At 57.7% G+C, this 25,657-nt stretch carries 23 protein-coding genes and 1 pseudogene; 4 read left to right on the top strand and 20 right to left on the bottom strand.

Translation table 11 applies throughout. The features are described from left to right. Positions 1 to 328 precede the first annotated feature (328 nt). Together P9272_RS32430 and P9272_RS32425 are read right to left on the bottom strand one after the other, a co-directional pair. Positions 329 to 761, bottom strand: a pseudogene (locus tag P9272_RS32430) (helix-turn-helix domain-containing protein); the annotation flags it as partial. Positions 762 to 1,005: 244 nt separating this feature from the next. Further along, complete coding sequence (locus P9272_RS32425) at positions 1,006 to 1,464, bottom strand: response regulator transcription factor (RefSeq protein ID WP_224570033.1); 459 nt, start codon at positions 1,462 to 1,464, stop codon at positions 1,006 to 1,008. Positions 1,465 to 2,215: 751 nt separating this feature from the next. Between P9272_RS32425 and P9272_RS32420 the strand changes: the two genes are divergently transcribed. Both P9272_RS32420 and P9272_RS32415 read left to right on the top strand, forming a co-directional pair. Then, on the top strand, positions 2,216 to 3,337 hold the full coding sequence (locus tag P9272_RS32420) for a DUF418 domain-containing protein (protein WP_063169274.1): 1,122 nt from the start codon (positions 2,216 to 2,218) through the stop codon (positions 3,335 to 3,337). A 1,543-nt stretch (positions 3,338 to 4,880) separates the two neighbouring features. Further along, positions 4,881 to 5,093 (top strand): cold-shock protein, encoded by a 213-nt coding sequence (locus tag P9272_RS32415; RefSeq protein WP_008874821.1) that lies wholly within the window; start codon positions 4,881 to 4,883, stop codon positions 5,091 to 5,093. Between the two features lie 228 nt (positions 5,094 to 5,321). On the opposite strand, the gene P9272_RS32410 is transcribed toward P9272_RS32415, so the two are convergent. The 6 genes from P9272_RS32410 to P9272_RS32385 form a co-directional block, all read right to left on the bottom strand. Continuing rightward, positions 5,322 to 5,792, bottom strand: coding sequence for a MucR family transcriptional regulator (locus tag P9272_RS32410; RefSeq protein WP_024505385.1), 471 nt, complete (start codon positions 5,790 to 5,792; stop codon positions 5,322 to 5,324). Between the two features lie 894 nt (positions 5,793 to 6,686). Then, entirely contained in the window at positions 6,687 to 7,229 is a 543-nt protein-coding gene (locus P9272_RS32405; RefSeq protein ID WP_082826568.1) for a tetratricopeptide repeat protein, read from the bottom strand. Between the two features lie 53 nt (positions 7,230 to 7,282). Next, positions 7,283 to 9,346 carry a type III secretion system export apparatus subunit SctV gene (gene sctV, locus P9272_RS32400; protein ID WP_063169272.1) on the bottom strand — a complete coding sequence of 688 codons (2,064 nt, stop codon included), beginning with the start codon at positions 9,344 to 9,346 and terminating at the stop codon, positions 7,283 to 7,285. A gap of 232 nt (positions 9,347 to 9,578) precedes the next feature. Beyond that, on the bottom strand, positions 9,579 to 10,469 hold the full coding sequence (locus P9272_RS32395; RefSeq protein ID WP_024505382.1) for a hypothetical protein: 891 nt from the start codon (positions 10,467 to 10,469) through the stop codon (positions 9,579 to 9,581). A gap of 117 nt (positions 10,470 to 10,586) precedes the next feature. Beyond that, a complete protein-coding gene (locus P9272_RS32390; RefSeq protein ID WP_224570034.1) occupies positions 10,587 to 10,829 on the bottom strand; it encodes a nodulation protein NopA in 243 nt (80 codons plus the stop codon). 71 nt (positions 10,830 to 10,900) lie between these two features. Next, positions 10,901 to 11,230 (bottom strand): hypothetical protein, encoded by a 330-nt coding sequence (locus P9272_RS32385; RefSeq protein WP_081714433.1) that lies wholly within the window; start codon positions 11,228 to 11,230, stop codon positions 10,901 to 10,903. Positions 11,231 to 12,578: 1,348 nt separating this feature from the next. On the opposite strand from P9272_RS32385, the gene P9272_RS32380 reads away from it, so the two are divergent. After that, positions 12,579 to 14,693, top strand: a complete 2,115-nt coding sequence (locus P9272_RS32380) for a hypothetical protein (protein WP_224570035.1) — start codon at positions 12,579 to 12,581, stop codon at positions 14,691 to 14,693. 525 nt (positions 14,694 to 15,218) lie between these two features. Here P9272_RS32380 and P9272_RS32375 read toward each other — a convergent pair. The 12 genes from P9272_RS32375 to P9272_RS32320 all read right to left on the bottom strand — a co-directional run bounded on the left by P9272_RS32375 (position 15,219) and on the right by P9272_RS32320 (position 24,769). Further along, positions 15,219 to 16,022, bottom strand: coding sequence for a hypothetical protein (locus tag P9272_RS32375; protein ID WP_024505378.1), 804 nt, complete (start codon positions 16,020 to 16,022; stop codon positions 15,219 to 15,221). Between the two features lie 355 nt (positions 16,023 to 16,377). Continuing rightward, positions 16,378 to 17,415 carry an EscU/YscU/HrcU family type III secretion system export apparatus switch protein gene (locus P9272_RS32370; protein WP_024505377.1) on the bottom strand — a complete coding sequence of 346 codons (1,038 nt, stop codon included), beginning with the start codon at positions 17,413 to 17,415 and terminating at the stop codon, positions 16,378 to 16,380. After that, complete coding sequence (sctT, locus tag P9272_RS32365; protein WP_063169270.1) at positions 17,412 to 18,230, bottom strand: type III secretion system export apparatus subunit SctT; 819 nt, start codon at positions 18,228 to 18,230, stop codon at positions 17,412 to 17,414. Before sctT ends, P9272_RS32370 begins: the two co-directional genes overlap by 4 nt. An 8-nt stretch (positions 18,231 to 18,238) precedes the next feature. Further along, positions 18,239 to 18,514, bottom strand: a complete 276-nt coding sequence (locus tag P9272_RS32360) for an EscS/YscS/HrcS family type III secretion system export apparatus protein (RefSeq protein ID WP_024505375.1) — start codon at positions 18,512 to 18,514, stop codon at positions 18,239 to 18,241. A 2-nt stretch (positions 18,515 to 18,516) separates the two neighbouring features. After that, positions 18,517 to 19,182: a type III secretion system export apparatus subunit SctR gene (gene sctR / locus P9272_RS32355; protein WP_029354851.1), complete on the bottom strand. Its 666-nt coding sequence runs from the start codon at positions 19,180 to 19,182 to the stop codon at positions 18,517 to 18,519. Further along, a complete protein-coding gene (gene sctQ, locus P9272_RS32350; RefSeq protein ID WP_095769044.1) occupies positions 19,175 to 20,203 on the bottom strand; it encodes a type III secretion system cytoplasmic ring protein SctQ in 1,029 nt (342 codons plus the stop codon). Before sctQ ends, sctR begins: the two co-directional genes overlap by 8 nt. 89 nt (positions 20,204 to 20,292) lie before the next feature. After that, entirely contained in the window at positions 20,293 to 20,805 is a 513-nt protein-coding gene (locus P9272_RS32345) for a hypothetical protein (RefSeq protein WP_063169269.1), read from the bottom strand. Next, a complete protein-coding gene (gene sctN / locus P9272_RS32340; RefSeq protein ID WP_063169268.1) occupies positions 20,781 to 22,139 on the bottom strand; it encodes a type III secretion system ATPase SctN in 1,359 nt (452 codons plus the stop codon). Before sctN ends, P9272_RS32345 begins: the two co-directional genes overlap by 25 nt. Next, on the bottom strand, positions 22,136 to 22,759 hold the full coding sequence (sctL, locus tag P9272_RS32335; RefSeq protein ID WP_024505371.1) for a type III secretion system stator protein SctL: 624 nt from the start codon (positions 22,757 to 22,759) through the stop codon (positions 22,136 to 22,138). The genes sctN and sctL overlap by 4 nt, the downstream gene beginning before the upstream one ends. Next, positions 22,756 to 23,442 carry a nodulation protein NolU gene (locus tag P9272_RS32330; protein ID WP_210326671.1) on the bottom strand — a complete coding sequence of 229 codons (687 nt, stop codon included), beginning with the start codon at positions 23,440 to 23,442 and terminating at the stop codon, positions 22,756 to 22,758. Before P9272_RS32330 ends, sctL begins: the two co-directional genes overlap by 4 nt. Continuing rightward, positions 23,387 to 24,250 (bottom strand): type III secretion inner membrane ring lipoprotein SctJ, encoded by an 864-nt coding sequence (sctJ, locus tag P9272_RS32325; RefSeq protein WP_024505369.1) that lies wholly within the window; start codon positions 24,248 to 24,250, stop codon positions 23,387 to 23,389. Before sctJ ends, P9272_RS32330 begins: the two co-directional genes overlap by 56 nt. A 9-nt stretch (positions 24,251 to 24,259) precedes the next feature. Further along, entirely contained in the window at positions 24,260 to 24,769 is a 510-nt protein-coding gene (locus tag P9272_RS32320) for a nodulation protein NolB (protein ID WP_024505368.1), read from the bottom strand. Between the two features lie 187 nt (positions 24,770 to 24,956). Between P9272_RS32320 and P9272_RS32315 the strand changes: the two genes are divergently transcribed. Beyond that, the gene (locus P9272_RS32315) at positions 24,957 to 25,655 is read left to right on the top strand and encodes a secretin N-terminal domain-containing protein (protein ID WP_024505367.1); all 699 of its coding nucleotides are present in this window, start codon (positions 24,957 to 24,959) and stop codon (positions 25,653 to 25,655) included. Positions 25,656 to 25,657: the final 2 nt, after the last annotated feature.

Raw genomic sequence — 25,657 nt, 5'->3', positions numbered from 1 at the left:
GACAGGTGTCTTAAATACGAGGGCACCGTAGCGGGTGCCTCCAGTTATCGAACAGTGCCTAGCAGGTCAGAAGTGCACTTTGACCATAGGGGTCGTCCGTATTTTCGGCGCTCGCGAACAGAGTCGACGGTCAATCGATGCGCCACTGCCAGAGTCTGGAACGGTCAAGTGTTTGTTATCCCCCGTCCGGGCCATATTCTCTGCCGAGGACCAAGAAGGCCCTATTTTCGGTGCCCACGAACAGAGCCAACGGTCAATCGATGCGCCACTGCCAGGGTCTGGAACGGTCAAGTGTTTGTGATCCCCTGTCCCGGCCGTGTTCTCTGCCGAACTCGCCCTTGTAGTCGGCACACCAAAGATCGTTAGGGCGACAGCCGTTTGAAAGTGGTGTCCCCGTCGCCCTGTTGCGCCTGCGCTTGCGGCGCTCGACCATGCCGTGGCGGTCGAGCACGGCATGCACGGCCGAGATCGCGGGCCGGTGCACATCCGGATACAGCCGGGCCAGCCGCTCGCGTATCTTCGGCGCACCCCATGTCGGCTTGTCTTGCTTGAGGCGCACAATCAGCTTCTCGATTTGAAACGGAAGCTGATTGGCGTGGCGATAGGGCCGCCGCGATCGGTCCGTCAGCCCTCCAGGCCGCTGTCGTTGTAGCGCGTGAGGATCTTGTAGCCGGTCTTGCGCGAGATATCGAACTCCCGGCAAAGCACCGCCATCTTCTCGCGTCCAGCAGCCGGGCGACGAACTTCAGCCGCTCTTCCATGACGTTACACTCCTTCCAAGGCACCTTGCTCTCCTTGCAAAGGGCCGAAAGTGTAACCCATCTATCCGGAATGAACTGTCACCCATCTCTCGGGAAGGAAAGTCATGGCCAAGGCAACTGGAAGCCGAATTTTCTTTTAGAGTATGAATCAGCGCCGTCTGCCGAAAAGCGCGTCCACGATCTTCCCTTTTGAAACGACCGTGCAGGGCTGGGGCAGACGGTAGTCGAGCACCGCCCATCCGCGTCAAGTCAGGTAGACCTCCTGCCCGTCGCGGAAGAGGCGTCGCTCGGCTGCCTGTATGGAAAGCGTCCCAACCGAAAATTGCGGCTCCGGAAAATGCCCATGGCGACGTGCCACTGCATGGATACGCGCTGAGAGTTCCCCCAGATCGAACGGCTTGACCAAATAGTCGTCGGCTCCAGCGTTGAAGCCCTCGATGCGATGCGAAATCCGATCGCAGGCTGTCAGAATGATGACCGGTGCCGATTCAAGTTCCTTGATCAGCTCCCGCAGATAGTCGATCCCATTGCCGTCCGGCAGGTGAACGTCGAGCAAAATAAGGTCGTAGCCGACCACAGCTGCATAATCGCGCGCTTCGGACAGGTTCTTGGCCCAGTCGACCGCGTGGCCACCAGCCACCAAATGATCGTGCATAGCACTTCCAAGGTCCTTATCGTCTTCAGTGAGCAGTATTCGCATCATGCTGCCGAGCTCCGGTATGAGGGCAAGGCTCCCATCTTATTGGTCGAAGCTGACAATAGGCTGAACCGGCGGCAGCGAATTATTTGGGGAGCTTTCAGGCTGCTGTCAGCTACAACTTGCAAGAAAGGGGTCGTTAACAAAGCCAAACGAAGAGCCCCTATGAAACCCGTCCTGAACTCGGCACTTTTGCTCAATGTGACCCCCGGCGGCTGCATCAGCAAATTGATTTGGGAAACAGGCGCGCCGGTTCTAATGACCGACGCAGGCCGAGGTCTGGAGCTGGACCAGCGAACGGCGTCTTCGGTTTTTCAGGCAACAGCCACATGGAAGAATATGATTGGCTCGACCATGCGCCGAGCTTTGTCGAACGGATTGGTCGCGGGCGCACTACCACAGATTATGGCAGGTTTACGCCCTGGCCTTGACACCCGGGGTGATCGTCACCGGCGGAGCCGCGGCGTACTGATCGGATATCTAACGTCGCTGAGTCTCTCGTCGGTGCAGTGGATCTCTCGGCTTAGCCATCATGCAAAAAACGACGGTTCCGCGACACCACTTTTCAGGTCCGTGACACAGGCTTTGTGAGCCGATCTGTTGTTCTTACCCCAGGCTAATGGCTGAACAGCTCTGTCGCCGGCTCGATGCGCCAGATGGCGCGATGTTTTGAACCCTTTCACGAGGCGACGGCAGCAGCCGACCGGCTCTCCTATCGCGGCTCCCGCGATCCACACACCCAACAAGGGAATCTACCATGGTAATGAAGGCACCGGTTGCCGACGCTAGGAATGGGTCGGTAGTAGATCGGCTGGTCGGCATCGACCTCGCTCGGGGCCTGGCTGTCTTCGGGATGTATGCCGCCCATCTCGGTCCCGACCCCGGCGAAGGAGGACTAGTCGGGTTTCTGATGGAACTAACCCATGGGCGGCCGTCGGCCCTGTTTGCCGTATTGGCCGGTTTTTCAATCCTCCTGATTACAGGTCGCAAGGCGCCGAAGTCGGGGATAGCCGGTAGACAGGCCATCGCCAGAGTCGCAATTCGTGCCCTTGTTTTGCTCGCGCTTGGCTCAATCCTGGGCTGCCTCGGTACCCAGGTCGAAGTCATCCTAGAATACTACGGAATTTGCTTCTTGTTGGTATTGCCGCTCCATCGGCTCAGCGCATATCAGCTGGGCTTGATCGCTGCCGCTACGGCATTAGTTCTCCCGCAAGTCCGTTCCTCCCTTCTGTCGGTTGCCCCCAACCTCCTCGACCCGGTCTTCAACCTCATGGTCAACGGCTACTATCCCGCGGTGACCTGGGTTCCTTTCCTCATCGCTGGCATGGCCATCGCGCGCCTTAATCTTAATACGCTAGCAGCGCATTGGCGCCTTGGTCTGGCGGGGGTCGCGCTGGCCGTGTTGGGCCATGGGGGATCCTTGCTCGCGCTGAGTTCCCGCGCTTTGACTGAAACCTCCTTGTGGTGGTCTGACGTTGACGGCGCTTTTGAGCCTTCCAAGTCGTCATTTATAGTCAAGTCGTCATGGATAGCCGCACCTCATAGCGAAACGACGCTTTCGATCGTGGGCAGCACCGGTTGCGCAATGATCATCTTGGCGGCTTGCATGCTCGCTGTGGATGCGCTCCCGCGTCTGCGAAAGCTGGTCTGGCCAATAATCGCAGTCGGCTCGATGTCTTTGACGGCCTATGTGCTGCACATTGCGGGAATAGCCTATCTTATGAAGATAAACATTTTCAAAGACGAGAGCCTGTCCACGCTCTTTGGCTTCGTTGTGGTTATCAGCACTTTTGCGGTGCTTTGGCTGCGCATCTTCCAGCGAGGACCGATGGAAGTGCTGATGGGTAGGGTCGCAGATCTCGCGCGTCACATCCGCTGAGCACCGCCGCGCCCCGGCCTCCCGATCACATTACGGACAAGGTGGGGCTTTGTCCAAAGCTTGTTCGCGGCAGGGGAGGGTACTTCCTCCCAGCCTGCCGCCTTGTTGATGGAAGCTAAAACGGTCGCGCAGGCGCTAGAGTTGCATCGGCATAATCAGCTTAAACTCGCGAAGTTAAACCCGCGGTTGGTCTATCTCGGCCCGCCTCACCTGAAAGGCTAAGGTATCCGTTTCGGTCAAGGGTTTTAGGGGCCATTTTCGCTGCGCCTTGAGGAGAGCGTTTGCTAGGATGAGGAGCTTTCGCAACAAGATGATGACCTTTGCGGGTTTGCCTGCCGCCTTTAGCGCCTGGTATTTTGCCTTGAGGTCGGGGTTGAAGCGCAGGGCGAAGGGCCGGGCATGTAGAGGGCCTGGCGAACATTGGCCCGGCCGCCCCGGATGAAGGCGCGGCCGCTCCATTTTGCCGAGGCCGGCGAGGCTTGCGGCCTTTGGTTCCGAGTTCCGGCATGTCGATGGTGAGTGTGCAGGCGGTGGCATCCGATGCGCCATATGCTGGTCAGGATTTCGCGGCGCTGGACAGCGTCGGGATCGGCTTTCATGAGGGTAAGCATCGTCTGATCGATATCGCTGAGTTCACGTGGATCTGCTTCCAGCCACTCGTTGTTGTGGCGCCTGAGCAAGGCAAGCGGTCAAGGTCTGGCTCTGGTGCTGGCTGCGGTGCGATCCCCGCACGGGCCAGGTGCCGATCGTGTCGACGATCCACCTCGCCGCGACCAGAGAGCTGCTACTCTCTTCCGCTGTTCATTCTGGCCTCTTCGCAATGAATGTCATAAAATCACCTGTCGCAATTAATGGTTTTTGATTTGGCTCCTACAGCTGGCAGATATCGCCGAGAGTTCCGCAGAGAGCGTCGAAAGTTTTGGCCGCCTTCTTCCGCAGCCGCGCCTTGAGTTTTGAGCAGACCTGTCTTGATCGGGTTGAGATCGGGCGAGCATGGCGGCAGGATCAGGAGCCAGTGCCCCTTTGGCCAACCAGTGGGCGGCGCGTACCTTGCCGACAATCTGGGGTTCCGAACCCGACAGTTGGTTTTCAACCCGACAGTGGCCCGCCTCAGAGCAGGCTACCGCCCTTCGGAGCAGGCAGAAGCTAATCGAGGTTCGCGGGTTCCGGTTTGAATGTGCAGGTCGCTGCGCGCCTGATCTTTCGGTCTGGCGGCACATGACAAAAACTCTCATTTTGGCCGACGATACCCGGTCAGGAGCGGGTATCGCAGTCGAGAAGCGACCCGAGCACGTCCACAAGATGTGCCGAGTTTGCAAGGTGTGTCATTGTTTCTGTCAACGTTCGAGCGACAGCGCACGACGAAACGTCTGGCATACGCCTCGTCTGGCACGCGCCTCGCATATGTTGCAGTTGCTGCTGGAGATCAGGCGATCGAGTGGGCCTTGCAATTTTCCGATTTTGATGCGCCTAAAGTCTCGTGTACAAATCAGGCTGGCGTGAATGGCCTGCCTAAGTTGCGACTTATTACAAAGGAATGGATATGGCGACTGGAACGGTGAAGTGGTTCAACAGCACGAAGGGTTTTGGTTTTATTCAGCCTGACAACGGCGGTCAGGATGTCTTTGTCCACATTTCCGCTGTTGAACGAGCGGGCCTGTCGACCCTTAATGAGGGCCAGAAGATCAACTACGAGGTGGAACAGGATCGCCGCACGGGAAAGTCCTCTGCAGGCAGCCTCAGCAAGGCTGGCTAACGGTCCGGGAAAGCCTTGGCAAGGTTCGTCATCGCCGGAACGCATTGACGGCTCGAAACCCGGGCCGGAGCATGCAAGTTAATGCCGCGGCAGGGATTGCTGGAGCCATCATGAATTACTCTGGAAATGAGGCTCTTGGACGGGAAAGGCGGGGCTCATCCCCGCCCTTTGATTCCGCGCAGATTGGGCCAACGGCTGCTGCGCGTCCGAACGACTGTTGATACGGATTTAGGCTGCGACCTTCTTGCGGGTCCGTTTCGCCGGCGCCGTGGCTGGGGCTTCCGGCTCTTTCGGTTTGCGGCCGAGTCCCATGGTCTTGGCCAAGGCGGAGCGCGCAGCGGCGTAATTCGGCGCCACCATGGGATAATCCGACGGCAGACCCCATTTGGCGCGATATTCGTCTGGGGTCAGACCATAGTGCGTCGCCAGATGGCGCTTTAGCGATTTGAATTTCTTGCCGTCTTCAAGGCTAATGATGTAGTCCGGTTCGATCGACTTTTTGATCGGGACAGCAGGTTTTTTTACAGGCACAGGCTCTTCTGCCGGTATGAGTCCAGCCGTGCCGTTTAGAGCCCCGTGCACTTGGGCGATCAGGGCAGGAAGCTCCCCCGCCGGGACGGGGTTGTTGGAGACGTAGGCTGATACAACATCGGCAGTGAGCTCGATGAGGATGTCGGTCTTGTGGGGTTCTTCTGTCATAAACTTCTCCGGGCAGCTTGAAACACAGTTGGGCGAAGTGTCGCTTCATAGTGGCGGTTGCCGCTGAAAGCAAATGGATCGACGGGTGCGCTGCTCCTCCACCATTGAAGTCTCGGCGACGCATCCCGTCATCGTCCATCGCTAAAGGCAGCGTATTGAATTATGGGAGCGGTCGCGCCCGCCCCACCATAGCGATACAGCAAGACAATCAAAAAAGCCGGTCTTTGCTTGGCCCCAAATCTTTTCTCCTTTCGTGAACGCTGAGCTGCCAAGCTGCTACAGTTCACCTCGCGGGGCAACCGTGCACAACACAGGAGTTGCCCGAGCGATACATTCTTCACTTGCCGCTTATCAGCGCTGGTGATTGCACTTTGCAGCCTGCCTCCGGACCCGCAGCGCTCACGCTGTTGGTTTTGCGCCTGCAGGCGTCGGAAGTCGGATCGCCGCAGCTAATTTCCTCAGGCGGACGAATTCAACAAATCGATTGTTTGGATCGAAGGCATCCACACCATCGATGCCTCTAGAATATGATCCAGCTACAATCACCGTGCTGTAATGGCAGGGACGGCCAGCACAAGCGCGACACGATCCGGCGGGTCCATCGCTGCGTTACGTATTCATGGCTACTGCATCGGGCGCTCGGTCGACCGCCTTAAGCCAGGTCGCCGCATTGCGAGACGGTGACCGGCGAGGGAGAGGGCGCTCTGGCAACGAAGCGAGGCGGGTGGCCTTGCGGGTGGCCGCGTGATGTCATCCGGCTCTCCTGCCGATCTCTGCCGGCCAGATCTGGAGCAACTGTTTTGCATAGATATGGCTCTCTTCAGGGGGCCATCTATGATGGGAGCCGAGCGCGTGTTCGAGCCGGGGAACAGGCTGCGCATGCACTGTGCCCACCTATTGCGATCGTGCTAACCTTGGTTGTTCGGACTTGCCGTTAAAGGCAAGCGACAGATTGAAGTTATGCTGCACCATCTGATTGCCTGGCTCGTTTTCGAGAGCTCGCCGATACAGGGCCTGTGCCGCGTCATGCCGCCCCTCAATGTCCAAAATCACGCCCTTCGCATTCAATGCACGTACGTTTCCTGGGGCTGCAACCAAGACGCTGTCGAGCACCTCAACCGCTTCGTGCGGGCGCTTCTGGCCCACCAAGGCATTTGTAAGTCGTATCGCCGCATCAACATTGTCCGGGTGCTGCTTCACCTCATCCCGCAAAGCCCGCTCTTGAACATCCTGACCAACTTCGCGCAAAATGCGTTCGCGCATAGCCGGATCGATTTGATCGGCGCTGAGCAACTCGGGGGAAGATGTCTCCTGCACGGAAAGAGCCGGCTTTTGCCAGCTGGCGCAACCGCCCAAAGGCAGAATGGCGAGTACGGCAAAAAGAAGTGAGTTCCGGCGCAGAAACATAGGCGATGGAGAAACTGTATTACTATTCATGTTATCTCTCAGTTATCGGGGAGGCGCGTGGCGTTCAGTTAGGAAAGGTGGGACTACTCTAACAATCCGCTGTTCGATCCGTGCGGGAGTGTGACGGATCCTGCGGGGCGAATTGTAAAGTCGGAGGCGAGGTCTTGATAAGACAGCACGGCGAGATCAACCCCGTTTCGCGTCAGAAAGCCGCGGACGAAACGTCGGACATCCATCGACGTCAACAGAATAGGGCGGGTTTGACCCGGTTCTGCGTTCGAAAGGACCTGACGTATCTGTGATAGCATCGCTTCGCTTTGCCGATCCTCCAGTGCGAGATAGGGGCCTGCATCCGAATCTCGAACCGCGCCACGCATCACATCCTCGCTCTCGCGCTCGACGACCAGGGCGGACACGATGCCCTCCGTGTTGGCATGGCGGTGGCAGATCTGTCGCTTCAAACCAGAACGGACATATTCCGTCAGCAGGGCAACGTTCTGCTCACGCTCGCTCCATTCGGCCAATGCCTCCAACACGAGACGGGTGTGGCGGATTGGGATACCTTCCTCCAGGAGGCGGCGCAGAACATCGGCAATCCGAGGAATCGGCGTCGTGCGTAGCACCTCTTTCACAAGCTCAGAATATTCCTGCTCCATTCGGCCCAGGAAATGTCGGGTCTCTTGGATGCCCACCAATCGCGGTGCGTAGCGGGTCAACGCTGCATGGACGCGCAAGGCGAGGAGTTCGCCGGGAGCCCTATGCTCCGTGCCGGCGCCCGTAAGGGCCTTTGCAGGGGTATGTTCAACCGGGAGTCTGTCCGTTTTCGGCTCACGTCTAAGGGGGACACCGCTCGAGTCGACGTGCGCTACATCGGCTCGGAGCGCCATCTGGTTTGGATCTAAGGCGTCCTGTTCGACTGGCACGCCCTCGACATCAATTCGGAATTGCGATTCAGGCAGCTGCTCGTCAACCAAGACAGGGATGCGAGGAACGATAATGCCCAGATCGGCTGTGACCAGGAGCGAAACGCGCCCAATATGTTTTTGCAATTCGGCTTGATCGACCGCCTGCATAAGATCTGGCGCTAGAAAAAATGCGATCGGGAATTCCTTCGCAGGCGCGGCTTGCTTAGGCTCCGCTGCAGTTCCACCTTTCGCATCGGCAGTGCCGGCGCCCAGCACATCAGCCTTGACAATGCTTACCGCAGCGAACACTGCGGCCAGCATCAGAAAGACGGGGAGGGGAAACCCAGGAACGAACCCCATTACAACCAGGACGCCGGCCGCCAGTCGCAAGGCTCGAGTGCTGGCCGTGAGCTGACTGACCATTTCTGTACCGAGGTTGATCCTCGCCGTCCCAGTCACACGGGTGACGATGGTCGCCGCAGTAATGGAGAGCAGAAGGGCCGGAATCTGCGATATCAATGCATCGCCTATCGTCAGCAGAGTGTAGTGATGCAGTACCTCGCCGAAGGACATGCCCTTGGAGAGCAGGCCGATCGAAATTCCACCCAGCATGTTGATGCAGATAACCACCAGCCCGGCGATGGAATCGCCCTTCACAAATTTCATCGCGCCGTCCATCGCGCCATAGAGTTGGCTTTCCTTCTCCAATTCGGCGCGCCGCCGGCGGGATTCGTTGGCATCGATGTGGCCGTTGCGTAGCTCTGCGTCGACCGCCATTTGCTTGCCCGGCAGAGCATCCAGCGTGAAACGCGCCGCCACTTCTGCCACCCGTTCGGCACCCTTCGCGAGGACCATGAATTGCACCATGGTGACGACCAGAAATATGACGAAACCCACCACGATATTGCCTGAAATGACGAAATCGCCAAAAGTATGAATAATGCTGCCGGCCTCCCCCTCGGCCAGGATCAGTCGCGTCGTTGCGACCGTGAGCGCGAGACGGAATACAGTGGAAATCAAAATAACGCCGGGCAAAGAGGAAAAATCAAGTGGAGTACTGACATACAGGGCAACCATCATCAGCAGTATGGCCAACCCCATATTGAATCCTATCAGGGCGTCGACCACCACGACCGGGATAGGCATGACCATCATCGCGACAGCCAGAAGCAGCATCAACGCAACCATTAAATCCGGGCTGGCCGGCGCACGCTTGATGAAGTCACGCAGGACGTTGGCCATCGAGACACCTTTGCAATCGGTTGAGACTTACTCTGCTGTTACGCCATGAAACGTGGCTTTCGAACTCCGAAGGCGCCTCAGCCTTGGCCAGCGCGTGACCCTGCATGAGAGCCACAAGCAGGCGCGAAATGGCTGGGCAGCAAATGTTTCCAACGCAGCCAGCTTGTCAGCACCGAGCGCGACAGGATGTTTGGCTGGCCATAGAGTGCTGCTTGATGGGGCCTGCGAGCTTTCAATATTGGAGAGCAGCAATGCGGCCATTCCTGCTCAGCAGCACACGGCTGTCCTCAATACGTTCGACCACCCATCCATCAGCCAAAATGGCGCCGACAAAATACTTCTCGCTGTCGATGACAATATATGGTTGGACCCCATGCCACACAGCTTCGACCGCGATTGCGGATGGCGCCTTCTCCTCTTTGATGAGCACTCCGTTCACCAGTGTTAGAGTACCCTTGGTGCGACGATCGAACGATTGCTGAAGCTTCTGCCAACTGATGACCGATTCAGACGTGACGGTGCCTTCGGCGGTCACAACACCCTTTGCCGACCCAATCTTGACGTCGAGAAGACCCGCTCGATCGACTTCCTCCTGCAGCTCTTGGGCCGCTGCCTCCGTAAGTTCATTGTCAGCGCGGTGACTGATCGTTCTGGACGCGACTTCAGCCCGAAGTGAATTGGGGCTCGATCCACTTGCATTGCCAAGATAGGAGATCGTGCCTGAAAGCGCGCCGATCCCGAGTGAGCTGATTATGACCATGGCGAGCACACCGATCGGTAGGCGCGGTATGCCGGTCGAACCAGGCGGCTCTGCATCCTGCACGGACAAAGCAATGGACATCTCGCCTACGAGCAGGACGACAGGAAGGGGCACAACAACGGACTGGCCTGCGGCGATATTCCGGTTGCCCTCGATACTGAGTCCGGGTGCAAGCGCCTCCAGTTCGATCGACTTGCCAAGAAGAGTTACACGAAGGTGATGCGGTGCCAGTCCCTGCTCGACAAAGACCAAATCGGCATCGAAGCCGCTGCCGATTAAACACTTTTGAAGATCCGTCTTGCCGGTCAGACCGCAATAGTGCCCCGAACGCACTTCGAAACGGAGGGAAACGGCGTCATCCACAGAGCATCTCTCAAACAGGATAGAAGCCGCATGGCAATTGCCATGCGGCTCATTTCGGGACTACGTCGCGTCAATAAGGAGACGCGCTAGGGGGCAGTCTAAAACCCGCTTCCGACATTACGAAACGCGTTCGTCGGCGGCCTTCTTGATGGTCTGGAGATTGGTCGTTAGAGTGCGCAACTGGACACTCCTTTTCGTCGCCTCCAAGCTAACATTGGTTAGTTCCTGCACTTGCGCCTGAAAAGCAGTAGCATCAGCTCCGCTTGTATTGCCGGGAGTGCCACTGTTAGTTTTATCGGTATTGCCGGCGCTACTGGTATTGGTATTGCCTGATTTTTTATTATTATCAACTGCAGCCATGATCATTCCTTTTTCTGTTGGAGTTGTGCCGTCAATAACGGCCTGTATGACCTCACGCCGGATTTCCCGCGTCAGGCATCTTCTGTGTCATCCAAAGCTTCATCGGCCTCAGCCATCGCATCGTTCGCGAATTGGAACGCGAACGATCGCAGGATACTTTGGAAGGCTTCACTTTGTGCTGCAGACTGTGAGTTGTCTTGAAGTTGATCATTTGAAACGGTCCGGTTATCCGCCCGATCGTTCCCGCCAGCTGCCTTGCCATCATTCCCACCAGCTGGCTTGCCATCATTGCCATCAGCCGGCTTGCCATCACCAGAATGCTCGGATTTCGAATCCCCATGGCCCTTTCGGATCAAGGAAGTCCCGAGGTTGCCAACTCCACTCCCAATTGCTGCTATCATCAGGTACTCCGGCATTTGCCATTGGCGGCGACGTGTTAAAGGTTAGCCTCGATCAAGCTAAGGGCGGGAGCTTTCGAGAACCTGACGGCTTTTGACAAAAACCGGCCAGCGCAAAAACGTATGCTCTGCAGGATGTTGCTCTCGCATCGAACAGTCGACCACGATCTCGGCTGTTCGGCCAATCCCGCCGTCCACGCATGCCGCGACCGAATGGCAGCCGCAGCAGCTCGTTTGCATCCTCGATGCTGTGGTGTCGAACAGGAGACACGGTCCACGTGCTGCATGACCGCAATGACCGTATTCTTGCTGGCTCCACGGGCGCACGCAACGAGCAGGAACTCGGTCTTTGCATCACCATTCTCTCGCCTGCACATCACGGCCCGGCGCGGTGAGCTCATTGGCTTCGAGAAGGTCGGCGACCGTACGAACATGGGATGGTCTGCCGGCTTTGGGAGGCCGGTGCGGATCCTCTTCTCACCATATCGAAAGCTTGAAGCGGTCGGATTTTCTTGCCCTGTTCGTGAGAACTCCCATCGTCAGCTAATCGTCAGCCAAGCGGTCTATCTAGGCCGGCCGTGCCTGACCTTCGGATCCAAAGGTCCCGTCTCGACACTTTTTGTAACTATAGATCGAAATGGTCCGCGTGATACGCAACGCACACGCTTCTCTGAAGCAAATGTGTGACTTTGTCGGTGGCGAACGAGAGGAGTGACGCATCAATAAAATCGTCAGGCACGTGTCTAGGAAGGGGAGCTAGCCGAGTTGGTCTGATTTCATTCGCTGTTCCTGGAAATCGGCGGACTGAAGCGCTGATAATCTCAGGACATCGATGGCAACGTTGCGAAAGTCCTGTGAGCTCGGGCCAATCTTGGCCTGCTACTGAGAAGCACTTTGGCGGGAACATTACGCCGTCGCGGGTCTGGCTGACCGTGACGTTAACCGAAAGATGCCGCTGGTCTCGTCAGCCGCCAGCACAATAGCAGCACATTCTCGCCTACTACGGAGACGCAATATGAAGGGCATTGGCCGACCACGGAAATCGCAGGCTGAAACTGGAGCCAGCCGCGCGGGGCGGGCGAGCAGTTCCCTTTCGCAATCAAGTCTTGCTGCGGGAGAAGGTGGACAGTCATTCGATTCCGTTGTGGAGCAGATGCGCTCTGGGGACGCCGATAGGAGGCCCTCCTCCCTTCCAGTTGCGCGCGGTCCAGGCGATGCCCGCGAAAGTCTGCCAGGCGCCTCGATTGGCGAAGATCAAATCCTGAACACACCGCCACGTGGAGCCGCTGCGCCACCACGCGGAACCGTAGCGCCACGTGGCGCAGCCGCAAGGCGGCGCGGTTCTCCCTCCATGTCTGAGGGCGAAGCCATGGCGCCGGTCGGTAGCCAACTATCAACCGCGCAGGTGGAAGGCACCAGCTCATCGTCAAATAAAGATATCAGTCCGACACAGCTCAGAATGAACAGTCTTGTTCAACAACTGACTGATTGCGAGGCTGCGGCCAGGAAAACCGACGTCCCCGAGGAGGCGGTGGAGCTGATCAGTGGGGTCGTCGATGCAGCCTCAGCAATTCTGGAGTACCGCGCTAGCCTGCCTGCGGCTGAGGCGCAGACAATTATGCCAGACGACAAGGTGCGTAGATGTTGCCAGATCGTGTGCGACGCCGCGAATGAAGTAGACAAACTTGGCCTGTCGACGATCACGAAATTGGACAAAAAGACCAAGAAAGCGGCAGGTATGGTCGATAAACTCTACTCCTACTCCCAGGCGGACCGGCAGGAGCTGTTGATTTTAAATGTGGAGAACCACCATACGGCGGCAATTAAGTGGTGGGAAAAAAAGGCATGGCGCTCCGAACGGCAGCGATCCGCCTGCGCTGCCACCGCTAGCCTATCCAGTGGAACGCCCGTGATGCGGGAAGCCGAGCGGTGCGCACTGCGGCTGCGTGCCGGCTCGGTACTGAGTGTCAGGATCTGGCTGGTCCGTGAGCGGATCGGTCTTGCGCGGGCCAAGATTGAACTGCGGGCGAGCAGGTTCGAGCCAGATTTGAAGGAACTCCTCGTCGGTCGAAATGGAGTGGTGCAGCTGATGGCAAGCGCCGCTCAAGAAGCTCTTCGCGCCCTCTCTTTGGCGAAGGGCATAATGGATGATGGCAAAACACTCAACGCTCATGATTGCGCGGTTGTAGAAAAAATCATGGAGCGGCTTTCGGATTTTGGATTGGCGTTGCACGAGGTGCATACCAAGCTAAGCCATACCTACCCAGATGCCGGCCTCCCATTGAAACTGTTCGAACGGATCGTGGACGATGCATGGATCACTGCGCACGATGCCATGCACTTGTTGAACCTGCAGTCTCCGCCGTCAGCCATCATGGCGCCACAGGCCCAGGCGGGCGCTGCGATGCCGGCCAGGGCAGGCGCTGCGATACCGGCTGACACTGCTGGTACGGCTGCAGTGTCAGAAGGCACTACAGCGCGAAGGAAAGGGAAGTCAAAGCATAAGTCGGCAGCTCGCGCCGGGACTTCTGCCGCCGGGCAGCCATCAACACCAGTCGCTGCGAACGCCGGCACAGTGCCAGCAGCCAAGGTTCTCGCGCGCTCGGATCAAGTTGCGAGTACACAGGTGAGAGCGCAAGAGGTGGCTGCGAGTTCGTCGGGGGCAGGCTCGACAATCGGGGGCGCCGCGTTGTCAATGGAGGTATTGACGGAGCGGCTCAAACGATTGGACGAACTTTTGCAGTTCGATCTGGCCGGTCAGCAAAGCGTCGTCTCCCAAGTGCGCCAGATGAAGCCTGAGGAGGCCGGTAAGGTCGTGGACGATGTGGCCCAGTACCTGCGAGCCCAGGCCATTGAGATGCAAACCTGTCTCGCCGGGTTGCAGGGGCGTAATGTACGCCTGCTACTCACCTCCACCCAGCTACCCAAAGTGCACGAACGCACAGACCAGCTCAAAGGGTTGCTGAACATGGTGCTGGGACAGGCCAACGCATTGAATGAAGGAAAAGCCGGCATTACGACTGATTGCATGAAGACCTACGCATTTCCGGCGCAAAAATACCTGGAACATTTGTGCAATGCCGACGAATTGATGCCGCCGGAGGCACCGGTCGCGCTGCGTGGCGAGCCAGGAAAGCTGTTTGAGATGAAGCTGCAGCCCAAGATGCTGGTCAATGGTGCGATGCCGAGCCCGATGTGGGTGCACATCCACACGAGTCGCCCCGTCATGGCCAGAAACTTGGAAGGGCTGGCTGATTCCGAATTCACCGCTTGCCACGTTAAATCCAACGAACAGCGCGGCTACAATCGAGAGCGAGAGGAAGCCGATGCTAGGTCCGGTCGCGAGAAGGTCATAATTCATCGCGGCAAACTCACCCCCGCTTTCTGTAAGTCCTTGTTGACCTCAGGGCTTGGCCGCCAACCACGCCATTCGCGTGCCGAGCTCCCGTCGGCGCAGGCTGCATGACAGGGCACTCAGAATGCGGCCGGCCACGCTGTGAGTCAGCGAGCATTTCTCCTGGCCAAACCGCGAATGCCGCTGCGCGAGTTGCGGTCCGGCGATTGGAGTCGATCGGCTACCGTCAGGGCCGATTTGCGATGTCGCGTTACCGGCTGTTGACGTGGCGGCGTATCTTGCCTCCCATCCAACTTATCGCCGAGATCGCGCCGCCAAGATCGAGGCGGAAGGTCTTCCTGCGAGCGCGGAGCAGGCATAGCCGATCCGATCGGGATCGGCGCATCGCAACGACCCAACGGTGTGGTGGAGAAAATTGGATTCGGGAGAGCTCGGTTCCAAGAGGCGGAGTTCCGGCCCGAATACAATCCGCTCGCAAGCACCCACGATGCGCATCCGCAGTTTATTGTCTGGGAGATGGGCTGGATTGCTCGGCGGCGCTGGCGCTAAGGCGGGGCTGTCGCCGGACAATTAGCATTCACTGCCAACAGCCTTGCAACCGTCACCAGTTGCAAGGCTCGGCGGCGGGTCGACAAATCACATGAAATCGTCGTCGGACCCGCTATCGCTGCTGTCGCTATCCTCGGTTTTGTGGAGATAGAGTGGAGGTTTGCCTGCACGCTGCCACTCACCGGCACTGTTCTTCGTCCATTTGTCGGGATGCTGCGTAGGGTCAAGCACCAGGTCGCCATGATCCACTTCAACAAACCCCATCGTCTGCGCGCGCGCTTGTGCTTCCGGATTAGCCGCACGCCAATTCAGCAACGGTCGGTCGCCGTCTATCCGAAGTTGATGCTCCAGCAGAATATCGCCCGCATTTTCGACGAGCGGATGGGCGACTTGAAGATCCACTATGGAAGTGACCTCAGTTCGACCAGGAAATTGTTCCCGCCAACTTTCCGATTCGAACTCGTTCATGCTGAATCCGCCTTCCATTCTCAGCAGTCCGGCACTCCGGTCTCCCAATTGGTAACTGAAATATCGCGCGTGCTCCGTATCTCGACGGATGCCATATTGCTGAGCAACGTCCGCGGTGCGCCTGGCTCGTGACGATACGAACTCCGAATACTCTTGAGGATTGTCGGCGATGTGCGTGATTTCATCACCATGAAATTGCCTCACCTGTCTCCTGAAGGAAGTCCTGTTGATCTCCACCACAGGAGGTCGGGAATTGAGGGAGTATGCTTGGGGAGCCGCCGATGATGAGGCGCCGCTACCTTCCGATCCGGATAAGTGCATTCGGGCAAATGTGTCCGCGAACCCTTCGCTTCCTGCATCCGATTGCTCGCCGGCATTATGCGCGCGGTAACTATCGGATGAGCCACCAATTCGACCATACATGACGATTCGTACTCCTATGTTTCGCAACCGAGCTCAAGTTAGCACGGCTGTTCAACATAGGGCGCTTAGTTGACGACTAGCTGACGAGGGCATTCCAACGGCTGCACCAATCAAATCCGCACTGCCGGCCTCAAAACCTCGGACTGCGCCACGCACCGGCCAGCAGAGGCTGCAAGGTCATGCCCGGAGGACTTGCCGTAGTTGCTGGGTGGCAGATCCGAGGGGAGTGATTGCCCCAGGCCCGCGGTTGCGCGGTTGGCCTGACAGAGACACTGGGGCACGGATGGCCAGCCGACATTTGCCACTAGCATGGAGCCAGGTCAGTTTTGAACTGGGCAGTCGTGGACTTCCATGACTAGGCCAAGCCTGCGGCAAAGAATGCTTTCGCGACAGGCTGGAAATATTGCATAGGAACCGCGTGGCCGAGTTTTGTAGTGCCTATCAGCTGACGCGCTAAGACATGGTCATGGACGATCGTCAGGCGTAGTGCCCGCGCCTCGCTCAACACATGTGAAACGCGCTCACCTTCGGCACGGCAAACTAAGAACGGCACCCCGGTTTCACCGCGAACGTAACGCAGACCGATCAGGACCGCCCTTCCTGTTAAGACCAGCGTGGCGCGATGCACGCCAAGCGCAGGCTCGTCGGCCGCCTCCTCGCGGATGCGACGCTGTTCACCTTTCAACTCTGGCGCTCCTTGCTGATCCTTCGACTCGCGCGTCACTTCGGTATTGGTCATGCGCATTTCGCGCAGATACAACGCGCGCTGGAGCAGAAGATCGATCAGTCCGCCGACCAGCAGTGCGCCGGCGCCAATTCCCATCAGCAATTTTGTCTCCATAAAGATGAGGCCAACACAGCCCATGCCGCAGATCGGCAGAGGGACCATTGTCTTCCACATCCCGAGAAGGACAATGGAAAAGGTTGCGCTGAGAACCAATACCTTGAACATGGTCTTGCAGACTTCGACCATGGAACGAGCAGACCCCAAGCGCTTCAGCCCTTCAAAGGGGTCAATTTTCTTAAAGCTGAGCTTCATCGGCTCCAGAGAGAAGACAAATCCACCATTGGCTAGCAGGCTGGCCAAAATCACCGCGGCGACAAGGGTTCCAAGCAGCGGGCCAACAGCCGCGACTGTGAGTTGGACGAGCACAACCAATGCCTGCGGCACCGCGGTATCGAAAGGTAGGCTCTGCAACTTGGTGGCTAATAGGAGCGCTTCCCGGCATTTGTCCTCGATCACGCTGCCTCTTAGCCAAAGGTAGCCGAGCCCAGCGCAAGTCCCGACCGCGCGGACGAAATCGGAGCTACGTGGCAGCTGTCCTTTTTTGCGCGCTTCACTTAACTTCTTCGGGCTGGCGGCGTGTGTCTTCTCTTCACTTGTGTCGCTCATGGCAGCAATTTGTCGAACCACTCCAGCACGCCGTTGGCACGTGTGACCTCCAGTTTCATGCTCTCCACCAGATAGGCAGCGTAGGTGACCATGAGAACTGGAAAGACAATGTTCTTGATTGCCGGAGACAGTTGGCTCGCCTTAAATTGCGGGGCAAAGCGACGCAGCAGCATCATCGATATATCAATCAGTATCAGGAAGAACACGACAGGCCCCGAAACCAATAATGCCGTGCGCATTATGCTGTCGAGAAGCCCCAACAACTCCATTGCTCCTGGCCCGCTCAGTGTCGGGTGAAACTGATACACCGGCCAGATCAAGTAGCTGCGGTACAGGACACTGATCAAAGTTTCCAGGCCTCCTGATCCGACGAATATGGCAATCGCAGTGATCCCCAGAAAAACGCCCATCGCGGAAGCCTGACTGTTCGTCGCGGGATCGGCCGAAGCGGTCGGGCTGCTGATGCCGCGTTGGTTGTCGATAAGCTCCCCGGCAGCCTGAAGGCCCCAAAGCGGAATGCCAAGAAAAGTGCCAAGGAGTACACCGACAAAAACTTCCTTGAATCCGAGCAGGGTTAGCTGGATCAGGCGCGTATCAGGATCCAGCGCCGGCAATCCGCCGCTGACGTGTGCCAGGCATGGTAGTGCGAAGCCAACAGCCAAACAGCCCCGGATCAGCCCACTGATCTGCGAGCGTGTGAATACGGGAAAGATCAGCATGATGCCCATCGCGCGGGCTGCCCCAAGACCTGCCGCAACGACGAGTTCGAAAGCCGTCTGGATCAGAATTTGAATATCGGCCGATGGCGCGTCCATGGGGCGGACTAGTAGCTAAGTGTCATTGCGGGAAACTCGGTGAAGATCTGATCGGCTAGCTCTATGAGCGGGGCGCTTAGCACAGGAGCAAACAGCCCAATCACCGCGACAACGACCAGAAGCTTCACGGTGAGCGGCAAGCTTTCATCCTGGATCTGCGTCGCCGCCTGGAGGATGCCGATGACGAGGCCGACAACCACTGATGCAATGAGCGGCGGTAGAATCCAGATCATGAAAACCACCAGTGATTGGCTCATAAGAGTAATGATGCTGGATTCAGTGATGATCAGCCTCCCGGTAACGTATAACTCAGCACAAGCCCATGCATCAATTTTGACCAACCATCAATGGCAACAAACAAGAAGATCTTGAACGGAACAGATATAACAGTTGGTGAGACCATCGACATACCCATTGCCATCAAGATAGTTGTCACTATCAGATCTATAACAATAAAAGGCAGATAAAGTAGAAATCCTATCTCAAATCCGCGCTTCAATTCTGATAGCAAGAAAGATGGTACAAGTATTGCAAAGTCATCAGGCGTGGCTGCAGCGTGCATTTCCTCTGGCCAGACCTTTTCTGTCGAAGATAGGAAAAATCGCCGCTGCTCTTCATTTGTGAATTTCTTGAGATGCTCGCGCAAGGGCTCACTTCCGGCTTTAGCGGCGCTTACCCAGTCGTCGAATGTCTGATAGTGGAGCTTGGGATCCGACATGCGGTCATAGGTCTGCTCAGCAACGGGCGCACTAACGAACATAGTGAGGATCATCGCCGCGGCGTACAGCACCACATTGGGTGGTATGGTCTGGGTCCCGAGCGCATTGCGGACGAGGAAAAGAACAATTGATACCTTTACAAAGGCCGTTGTCGTGGCAACTGCTAAAACCAGCAGACCGAGTCCGGCGGTAACCGCAAGAAGCGCCAGGATTGTCGGCTGAGCTTCACTCATTGCATGCAAACCCGCCACGGAGCCTGATGCCCAGCTCTTCTCCGATGCGGACAATGTCGCCACGCCCGATACGCTGACCATTGGCCACTATGTCGACCGGGCCGTCGATCGGCCATCCAAGTTCAAAAATATGCCCTTCGCCGGCACTTCTTAATTCCCCAAGAGAAATAGGCCAGCGGCCGCATTCAAAGACAAGCACGATCTCGACATCGTCGAGATCCTTAGTAAGCTCCAGTTGCGATCCGGGTTGTGTCATATGCGCACTCTCCAAAGGACACGGTCGCGGGCGGAAAGGCCCCCGCAAGATTAATTCATCGCCGTCAAGATCCGCCTCGGCGCACAACTGGCCGACAGCTAGGGTGATCTGGCCGCGGCCGAACGGCGCAATATCGGGCAACAATGCATCACCGACACATGCGCTTCGAAGAAGCGCCGCAGGAAGGCGAAGCGTGCCGACCTCTCCTGCAACAATGAGCGGGAGCTCTGGAGGCAGCCCGCCCAGCTGCCGCGGCAACTGGGCAAGCAGTTCGCCTAGCGCGCGAAACGCAGGCGGTACTAAGCCGTCAAGTGGCGTGAACAGGAATAGACGGCCCTTGCCCTTGACCGCGCCGAAAATGATGTCGAGTTCAAGATGAGGAGCCAGCATCGTGGCTTCGCATACCCGCACGAGTTGCACGTTCAGACGCGTCGTCTCCTCCAGTCGAGTGACAAGCGGCTCCAGAGCGAGTTCGAGAATTAGCGAAGCAGTTGGCTCGGAAGGGAAGGCCAAGCCGTTCTGCACTGTCGTGATGAACTCCTCTACGAGCGGGCGCGACAGTGACAAGATGACCGTTTCGGCTCCCACTCTCCAGACGCAGTCAAGCATCGGAATGGCAGCAGGTTCCTGCTGCCAGACAAGCCCTGCCGTTCGCACCGATAGCGGCACCTCGTTGATCCGGCTTTGAAACGGCGTGCGCGGCGCTGCTGTATCATTGAGCCACGAGACAACCGTGTGGGACAGTTTCAGAACTGGTTCGAACATGGCGGGTGTGACCGCAGCGCCTATCAAAGACTGCACGGTCGTGTCATTCGGACGACCTCTTGCGACCGTCGGATCCGGTTGCGCGGCATTTAGGCAAGCGACCCCCTCGCATATTTCAGCAGTATCTCATCGTCGGCCTCGATCTCGGCTGCGGCCTCCGAATGAGTCTCGACGGCGCGCCGCACGTCGTCCTCGATTTGTTGCCATTTGTCCCTTGCCGCCGAACATATGACCCATAGCTCCCTCGTCCTGGACGCCGCCATCTCAGCCTCCTCTTGAGCGATTTGGGTATCATCAAGCATCTGCCGTCTGGAATTGATCTCAGCGGCAAGTTGTTCAGTGTGAAGGCGGTGACGGTCGAGCGCTGCGCTAGACAAGTTGTCGAGTGACATCAGATGCTGATAGAGCGCTGCTTCTTTTCTTGAACAATGTTGCTGTATCATTGCAAGCTCCCTAGAGGCATTTTGTACGGCTGAGGCGGCCACATCGCGCTGGGCTTCCTTCTTGGACAGCTCGCCAAGGGCACGACGCTCTTGCATTTCCTTCAGAAGCCGTATACTCGAAGACTGAATCCAGTTTACGCGGTCAGACGCGACATCCATGCGACCGTCTCCTCGAAATCTGACGCGTCATCTTCGCTCTGGCGCAGAAACTCCCTCAGTTCGTCGATTGACGCGACAGCCCGGTCAGTCAGGGGATCTCCACCTGGCTTGTATTCGCCAACATTGATCAAGAACTCGGTCTCGGCATAGCGCGACAGGAGCTCGCGGAAAATGGATGCTGCCTTGCGATGTGTCCCCGAAACGACTGCATCCATGACGCGGCTGCGACTCTGCAGCACATCAATAGCGGGGAAATGCGATCGCGCCGCAATAGCGCGTGAGAGGATGACATGGCCATCGAGAATACCACGCGATTCCTCGGCGATTGGATCACCCGTGCCATCACCCTCTACAAGCACCGTATAGAAGGCCGTGATTGAGCCCCGCTCACCCATGCCGGCGCGCTCGAGCAGGCCTGGCAGCATGCCAAAAACGGAAGGAGGAAAGCCCCGTCGCGTCGGCGGCTCACCCGCAGCAAGGCCTATTTCGCGCATAGCGCGGCAGAAGCGCGTCAGCGAATCCAGCATGAGAGCAACGCGTAGGCCTTGATCGCGGAAATATTCCGCGAGCGCAGTCGCCATTGGAGCGCATTGCGCACGCTCTACCGCCGAGCGGTCGGATGTTTCAACCACGACGACCGTACGGAGAAGGCCCTCTTCACCAAGATTCCTTTCGATGAATTCACGAACTTCCCGTCCACGTTCGCCTATGAGCGCCACTATGACGACGTCAGCGGCGGCACCCTTTACGATCTGTGACAACAGCGTCGACTTGCCACCACCTGGCTCGCCATAAATCCCGATCCGCTGGCCCTCGCCGCACGTCAGCAGACCATCGAGGACACGGACCCCAAGCGGGAATGGCCGCTCAATCATGCGCCTCGTCATCGGATTGGGGGCTCTGCCATGCAGGGGCCGAGTTTCGACGGTCTTGATTTCGCCTTTGCCGTCCAATGGGCGGCAACGACTGTCGATCACGCGACCGAGCAAATCGCCGCCGACGGGCACCTCACGCATTCGGCCAGTGGCCACGACCTCTGCGCGGCTGGATAGGCCCACCAAGTCCCCGATCGGTGTCAGCAATACACCATCACCCGACAGGCCGATCACCTCGGCCTCGAGCGACAGCCCGGTTCGCGGGTCCTCTAGGAGGCAAAGTTCCCCAATACGAGTGTCTGGCAAGACGGCATGAACCAGTGTGCCGATAGCCCGCGTGATCCGACCGCGCACCGCACGCGTGTCAATTCGCTTGGCCGCAGCCCTCAAAGACGAGATTGCTGGAACGAGAGCTCGAGTGTGGGCGTCAGCGTTATGTTCTGGGACGGGCTTTCTCATAGCTCGCCTTTCTCACAGAGCGTCCCGAAACCAAGGCGCAGCGCGCGCATCTGGGCGTCAAGTCCAAGGTCAACATTGCCGTACTCGCTCCACAGCACGCAGCGTTGCGGCGACAATGTCGGGTCGGGCTCGATCCGCACCCTTGGTCGACCATCCTGGCCGTCGCATCGAGCAAACTCTCGTGCAAGCATGTCGACTTGCATGGGAGAAACATGAAGGCAAACGTCGGCGCCGCTGTATTGACACTCTATGGCGTGACGAACAGCCCTCACCAATAGCTCGCCCGGATCGAAAGCGCCGATAAGATCGCTCAATATTTCCATCACGAGCTGCGGCAATTCCTGCTCCAGAGCCGCCTTTCGTCGCGCGATTTCGGAGATTGTCTCCGCAATCAACCCTGCCATCTCCTCGGTGCCTGCATTCGAGCCCTCCATGTGGCCGCGCGCCCACGCCCGCTGGTAAACCGCGCGTGCCCAGTTTCGAACGCGCTGCCGATGCCGTTCTGCCGCGGCAAGGGCTTGCGCGGCGCTGTGCCAGGTTTCGAGCTCGCTCGCGGGTATCAGTGGTCCGACTGGACGCATCTGCGGCGCTATTGGCCCCTCGGAAAGTTCGACTGTCATTTCACCGGGGTCTCTGTCTCAAAATGAGCTACTACAAGTGAAAGCAATTGGCCGGCGGCGGTCCAATGCTCATGTGCTGGAGTCTCCGCGGCAGTCCCCTCGGGCAATCGAAGAAGCACGCGGTTACGCTCGGTCGCTGAACTGTCCTGGAGCCAAGCTCCAAGACATGCGTGTCCATCGTATTCGATTTGCTGAGCGAGTTTTTCTGGGTCCGAGATCAGTCTTTTGTCAACAGCATGCAGCAGGTGTCGGATTCCGAATGCGTGTGCATCCACGCCGATGCGTTTAACAAGGATGGCAAGCTCAGGCTGAGAGACAAACGCGACCAGCGAACGGGCATGCCAGATACTACCAGCAAGAAGGGTCGCTCGATATGGATCATGCCCGCGTAGAAGGTCCGGCCTGCAGCCGATGTGGTTCAGATCCACGTCATCGTTGCCCAGCAATTCTGCCAGCCTTGGATGCAGTCTGGAACACTTCTGCAACTTCACTAACGTTTCGGCCGATAACGCTGGATCAAGACGCGCCGCAAGACGGGTTGGATGGGCCGAAGCCGCAAGCTCGCTCGCGCCCGGAAAGTGCGGACCATCAGGTCGGGCGGTCTGTATAGGCATTGGCAATGAGATGTCACCCACGTCCAATTGCAGGCATTCTTTTGCGAATGGCCTCGACAGCAGAAGCATCCCGGCGCCCCTCGACCTTGGAAACGCCGGTTGATTGCTTGCGCCGACGCGTAACAACGCCGATCAAGAGATAACAGGCCACGGCGAATACGGCTGCGGCAAAACCTGTTACGGTCGCCAGAAGTGGCGCAGGAAGAGGTAGTGATGCTTGTGGCAAAACAGCAGTCGGATCGGGCCGTTGCTCGTGTGCGGAACGTTCTACCGGCACCAAAACCACTTCCACCTTATCGTAGGACAGGCCTTCGATGCTGTCGGCTACAAGCATCTTTATCTTTGGCAGCAGAGCCGCGACATTTGTTTTTGCGTCGTGCCTGATAAACACCGAGGCCGAGGATGGCGTGGCACCGGCTCGCACAAGGTCGTTATGCGGCAGCACGACGTGAACACGTACAGAAAAAACGCCATCGATATCGCTGATCGTCCGCGACAACTCTTCGCTCAGGGCATACACGTAACGGGCACGCTCTTCGGTCGGCGAGGCAATCAGGCCTGATCCTTGGAATATCTCACCGAGGTTCTTGAAGGATTGGCGCGGCAGCCCCTTGGCGTTCAGAAGGTTGATTGAGAAGGCGAGCAGCTTTTCGTCAACCTGGATCGTGCTGGTTCCATCCTTGGCGACCACCCGGATCGCGGCGACCCCGTTGTCTTCAAGAAGTGCGAGCATTTCATTTGCCTCACGCTCTTGCAATTGCGTGTAGAGGTCGGCTTTGCAAGCAGTGAGGGCGACGAGAACTGGCAGCATGACAAGTCTAACCGACCGCCACCCTGACAGGCCACGCATGATTTCGCCCTCGGCCAAGCCAATCATGCGCGCGGTTCAGCCTTCCTTCAAAAGTTTATTCACGGATGATGTGACGCCGCTGACGCCTTTGGAGATAAGCGCCACCTGGGTGACGCCGTTGTAAACATCCCGAAGACCAGCCATCATCGTTTCGAAGTCTTGCCCTTGTTGGGGAATGCCCGAGATTCCGGTTCCCGCCTCACCTGGAACGGGAAGCTTCTGCGCCGGTCCCGGTAGAGCGCCCTTCGAAAGGGCTATGTCATGGTCGAGCGCGGGGAAGGAAACAGTGTTGTGTGGATATAGGGAGGAAATCGTCTGCAACACGCGATCGCCCATGCCGCTCGTCGGCGCAGCCGCGCGCTGAACATCCATCGCCGCAGCAACTGGCGCCGCACTCGCTGGCCCCGCGGCGGCATCGTTTTTCAGCGAGTCGGCTGCATGCCCTAAGGCGCGCTCAAACTGGGCCTGCTCGACAATCGACGGTGATCCGACCCTGGGGAGGCCAGCCGTTAGAGTGGCAGAGATCGACGTGACAGGCATCATCATGTAAGGACTCGGTTGCTCTCTCTGACCGGGCGAGCCCCGCCCATTCATCACCCGGTGTCGGCGCAACACTCCTAGGGGGGCAAGCTGACAACAAGCTGACTAACGGCGGCGTCATTTCGACAATCTAAAATCTCTTCGGCAATTTAGTCACTTGTGATGATTTCAGCGTTTGGTTTATCAGTGCGACATGCCGAGAACGCTTATCCAACCCGTCACCCTGCATGTTTTGAGACTTCTTTGTGCCGGGTTTTTTCTGTCCACCGGGATTCACCCGGCGCATGCAGTCCCGCTGTCCCTTCCGGCGACACCCTATAGATACACGGTTCTGGATCAGGAGCTCGCTGCAGCGTTGCAGGAATTCGGCAACAACCTGAATATCAGGGTCAACATCAGTCCTGCGGTGAAGGGGCGAATTCGCGGACGTATGCCTGATTTGCCACCGCGCGCGTTCCTCGACCGCTTGACGAACCTTTACGGTCTACAATGGTACTATGACGGCCTTGTGCTCTATGTGTCTGCTGCACAAGAATCGCAAACTCGAATGCTTTTGATGACGTCGATTCGCTTCGATGCGTTCAAGGGGGCTCTCGACAAGCTTGATATCTCCGACGAGCGCTATGTGGTCAAACCCGTGCCAGGCAATGGCCTCGTCTTCGTTTCCGGTCCACCGCGCTTCGTCGCACTCGTGGAGCAGACCTTTAACGGCTTGGTGGCGCAGGCGCAGGCGCAGACTCACATAGCGGCAACGCCAAAGGAATCAGTGCTGATCTTGTTTCGCGGCTCCTCCACTACGGTCGTTCGCGACGGACGACCGGATGCTTCTTATTCTTCTGACATCCCACAACAGGATAGCGTTGGCGGGAAGCCTGAGCTGGGCAAGAAATGAAC

This window comes from Mesorhizobium sp. WSM4976 (assembly GCF_029625685.1).
Classification (GTDB): domain Bacteria; phylum Pseudomonadota; class Alphaproteobacteria; order Rhizobiales; family Rhizobiaceae; genus Mesorhizobium.
Note: the sequence above shows the minus strand (reverse complement) of the source record. Positions and strands in the feature narration are given on the sequence as shown.